Genomic DNA, 3540 nt, shown 5'->3' with positions numbered 1-3540 from the left:
CACAGCTGGATTCAAAGTCTTCATCAAGCGTCCGATCGTTCGTATTGTCACAGCACATGATACCGACGCTTACTGCGGCAAAACCTCAATGTGTTGCCGGCTCTGGAGAAGACCCTACGCCGCTACAAGCGAGCCGTCGGCGGGAGTTTGCAAATCGATGAAAACAAGACGCCGCCCGTGACGGAGTGATCGTTCGATCGTGCGAAATCTGGCGGTAGTCGCATGCAGTTCCACTTGCAGCCAGGCTCGGCGGCTCCGCGGCTTTCGCGCCATCACAGGATTCGCAAGCCGGTGACTGATAAGGGGTTTTCGGATCGAATCGCCAGAAACTGTGCGAAAGGTACGATTACCCCGAACAACGATTAGACGGCGAACGTAAAGGCCAGGTTGGTTAGCACGCCATGCGGCTACCTGAACCACAATCAAACATCTTCGAGCGTCTCCCCCCGCTCGGCGATGATTCTCCCGAGCTCGCGGGTAGACGGCACGCGTCGCATTGGATTCGTGGACCCGGCTTCATCCTCCGCCAAATTCTCAATGATCGCGAGCAGTACCTTGCGCGCGATGTTGATGTCGCGCTCGCTCAGGCCCGACACGCTGATTTCGTTGACTTCCTCGGCGAGCGGCACGAGCTTTTTCTTGAGCGCACGGCCTTCTGGGGTCAAGAACACATGTACGTTCTTCTTGTTATCGGGCAGTTGCTGCCGCTCGACTAGTCCAAGCTTTTCCATCGCTGTCACCGCGGCGAAGGTGGTTGGCTGCATCACGCCCGCCTGTTCGCTCAATTCGCGCTGCGTGAGGCCATCTGTTTCCCAAAGTATGCGCAGAAAAGTCCAGTGTCCGAACGATACAGAGTGTTCAGCGAGCCGCATTTGCAGAGCACGGACCATCGAGCGCGTCGCGTCCTTTACGAGGTGCGCGAGCCGATCGTTCGGCACGGTGTCGTGCCAGTGACGCAGCATTTCCGCGGTTTCGCGTGGCGCGCCAGCCACAGGTTTCTTTCGTGTCATGACAGTGTGTTCCCAAAGCCCGGAATGTAGCCTGATCGACATGATAGCCGGTAAGAACGCCGCCTCGGACGCCGGAACATCACGAATAAACGTCTTCTCGGGGCAAACCCGAGCTTGCTTGCCCTCGCCGGCCTCTCTACTATTATAGTTAGAGATCGAAGTAAAATTTTAGGACGCGATGTACGCGCGGAAGGATTCCGAGCGACCGCGCGTCGTCCTCATGAGCGAGCGGAACGGAGACATCTGGTGGCCAAATCCACACTTACGCAATTCCTGCCGGAGTCGGACGCAACGGCGGCACGCGTCGAAGCGACGTATCACAAGGTCACCTGGCGGCTGATGTCGTTCATCTTCGTTTGCTGGGTGCTGAACTACCTCGACCGGGTGAACGTCAGCTTCGCGCAACTGCATCTAAAACAGGATCTGGGCTTGAGTGATGCCGCCTATGGGCTCGGCGTGAGCCTCTTCTTCATCGGCTATATCTTGCTCGAAGTGCCGAGCACGCTGTGGCTAAAGAAGATCGGCGCTCGGCTGACGATCTCGCGCATCATGATTCTGTGGGGCGGCATTTCGACTGCGATGGCGTTCATGACCACGCCGACCCAGTTCTACATCGCGCGCATTCTGCTGGGCGCGGCCGAAGCTGGCTTCTGGCCGGGCATCATCCTGTATCTCACGTACTGGTATCCGGGTGCACGGCGTGCGCGGATAACGTCTCGCTTCCTGCTTGCGATTGCGGCTGCCGGTATCATCGGTGGGCCGCTATCGGGCTGGATTCTGCATAACTTTAACGATGTCTATGGCTACAAGAACTGGCAATGGCTCTTCTTCCTTGAAGGTTTGCCGGCGCTCCTGATGGGCATCGTGGCATTCTTCTATCTCGTCGACAAACCGCAGGACGCACGCTGGCTCGATGACGATCAGAAGAAGATCATCCTCGATGCGCTCGCTGCCGACCGCGCCGAAAAGAAGCCTTCGAAGCATGGCAAGCATCAGCTACTCGCGGCGCTGAAAGATCCCCGTGTCTACATCCTCGCGGCGGGCTGGGGCACGGTGCCGCTGTGCGGCACGATCCTCAATTACTGGACCCCCACGATCATCCGTCAGGCGGGTGTCGCCGACGTGTTGAATGTCGGGCTGCTGTCCGCGCTGCCTTACATCATCGGTGCGCTCGGCATGTTTATCGTTGCTCGCAGTTCAGACGTGACACTGGAGCGGCGTTGGCACTTTTTCGGCTGCACGGCGATCGGCGGGCTGGGCGGCTTCCTGCTGCCTCTGGTGTCGGGCAGCACGGTGGCCTCGATCGTGTGTCTCGGCATGATCTCGATCTCCTACTTCGGCGCCGCCGCAATCATTTGGTCGATCCCACCGGCCTACCTCACCGACGAAGCGGCGGCGGCCGGCATCGGCGCGATCAGCAGTCTCGGACAGGTGGGCGCGTTTTGCGGACCGGTCGCTCTGGGTTGGATCAAGACAGTTACGGGGAGTCTAGCGATCGGTTTATCGGCGATCGCGGCACTCGTCGTGCTCGGCGGGCTCGCGGTGCTGATCGGCGTGCCGGCGAACACGCTTCGCGAACACGCGGAAAAAGCTTCCTGAGCACGATTTTCGCAGCACGGACGGCGCCTTCGGGCGCTTTTTTTTCGTGCATTTCCACCGCTTTCAGGGAAAACCCGCTTGCACCTATTTGATTAGATATCTAATATAAGTGCATTGGATGGCGTTGCTGATTTCGCGCCGCGCGGGACGAAGAGAGAGCAGGGAGGCAGACGCAAATGAGCCAGTTGACAAGCATCGAACAGGTATTCAGAACACTCGCGGTGAAGAAGAAAACGCGGGTCGCAGAGGGTATCGTGAGCTTCGAGTTGCGCGATCCGGAAGGGCGGGAACTACCGCCCTTCACTGCGGGTTCGCACGTCACGGTGCGCGTACCGAGCGGCGCGAACCGCAATTATTCGCTATGCAACGATCCGGATGAATCCGACCGCTACGTGATTGCGGTCAAACGCGATGCTGCTGGTCGCGGCGGTTCGGTCAGCATGACGGACGACGTGTCGGAGGGCGATCGGATTGAAGTCTCAGAGCCTCGCAACGAGTTCGGTCTGAGCGAGCGGGTACGCAGCTTCGTGTTCGTCGCGGGCGGCATCGGCATCACGCCGATTCTTTCGATGATGCGGCATCTGAAGGCCACCGGCGGCCCCCGCTTCAAGCTCTACTACCTCACACGCAGCCCTGAAATGACCGCGTTCCTCGACGAACTTGCCGGCTCCGAATGGAAGTCACACGTCGTCGTGTATCACGATTTTGGTGACCCCGCGGATGCCTTCGATTTCTGGCCCGTCTTCGAGAAGCCTGGGAGCGGCACGCACGTGTACTGCTGTGGCCCGCGCGCGTTGATGGATGGCGTGCGCGACATGACCGGCCACTGGCCCCAGGGCAGCGTGCATTTCGAGAGCTTCGGCGTCGATCAGTCGCTCGTTGCCGAGAACAAGCCATTTCGCGTGAAGCTGGAGCGCTCGGGCCAGACTTT

The 3540-nt window shown here is 59.4% G+C and carries 4 protein-coding genes; 3 read left to right on the top strand and 1 reads right to left on the bottom strand.

Going from position 1 to position 3540, the window contains the following annotated elements; all coding sequences use genetic code 11:
* Nucleotides 1-181: hypothetical protein (locus AWB68_RS50435; RefSeq protein WP_235028843.1), on the top strand; the 181-nt coding region annotated here is incomplete at its 5' end.
* Nucleotides 182-422: 241 nt separating this feature from the next.
* On the opposite strand, the gene AWB68_RS43270 is transcribed toward AWB68_RS50435, so the two are convergent.
* Nucleotides 423-1010, bottom strand: a complete 588-nt coding sequence (locus AWB68_RS43270) for a MarR family winged helix-turn-helix transcriptional regulator (protein ID WP_087650233.1) — start codon at nt 1008-1010, stop codon at nt 423-425.
* 246 nt (nt 1011-1256) lie between these two features.
* On the opposite strand from AWB68_RS43270, the gene AWB68_RS43265 reads away from it, so the two are divergent.
* Both AWB68_RS43265 and AWB68_RS43260 read left to right on the top strand, forming a co-directional pair.
* Nucleotides 1257-2609: an MFS transporter gene (locus AWB68_RS43265; protein WP_087650232.1), complete on the top strand. Its 1353-nt coding sequence runs from the start codon at nt 1257-1259 to the stop codon at nt 2607-2609.
* Nucleotides 2610-2785: 176 nt separating this feature from the next.
* Nucleotides 2786-3540 (top strand): ferredoxin reductase (locus AWB68_RS43260; RefSeq protein WP_087650231.1); only part of this gene is annotated, 755 nt, incomplete at its 3' end.

Source organism: Caballeronia choica, from assembly GCF_001544535.1.
Lineage (GTDB): Bacteria > Pseudomonadota > Gammaproteobacteria > Burkholderiales > Burkholderiaceae > Caballeronia > Caballeronia choica.
Note: the sequence above shows the minus strand (reverse complement) of the source record. Positions and strands in the feature narration are given on the sequence as shown.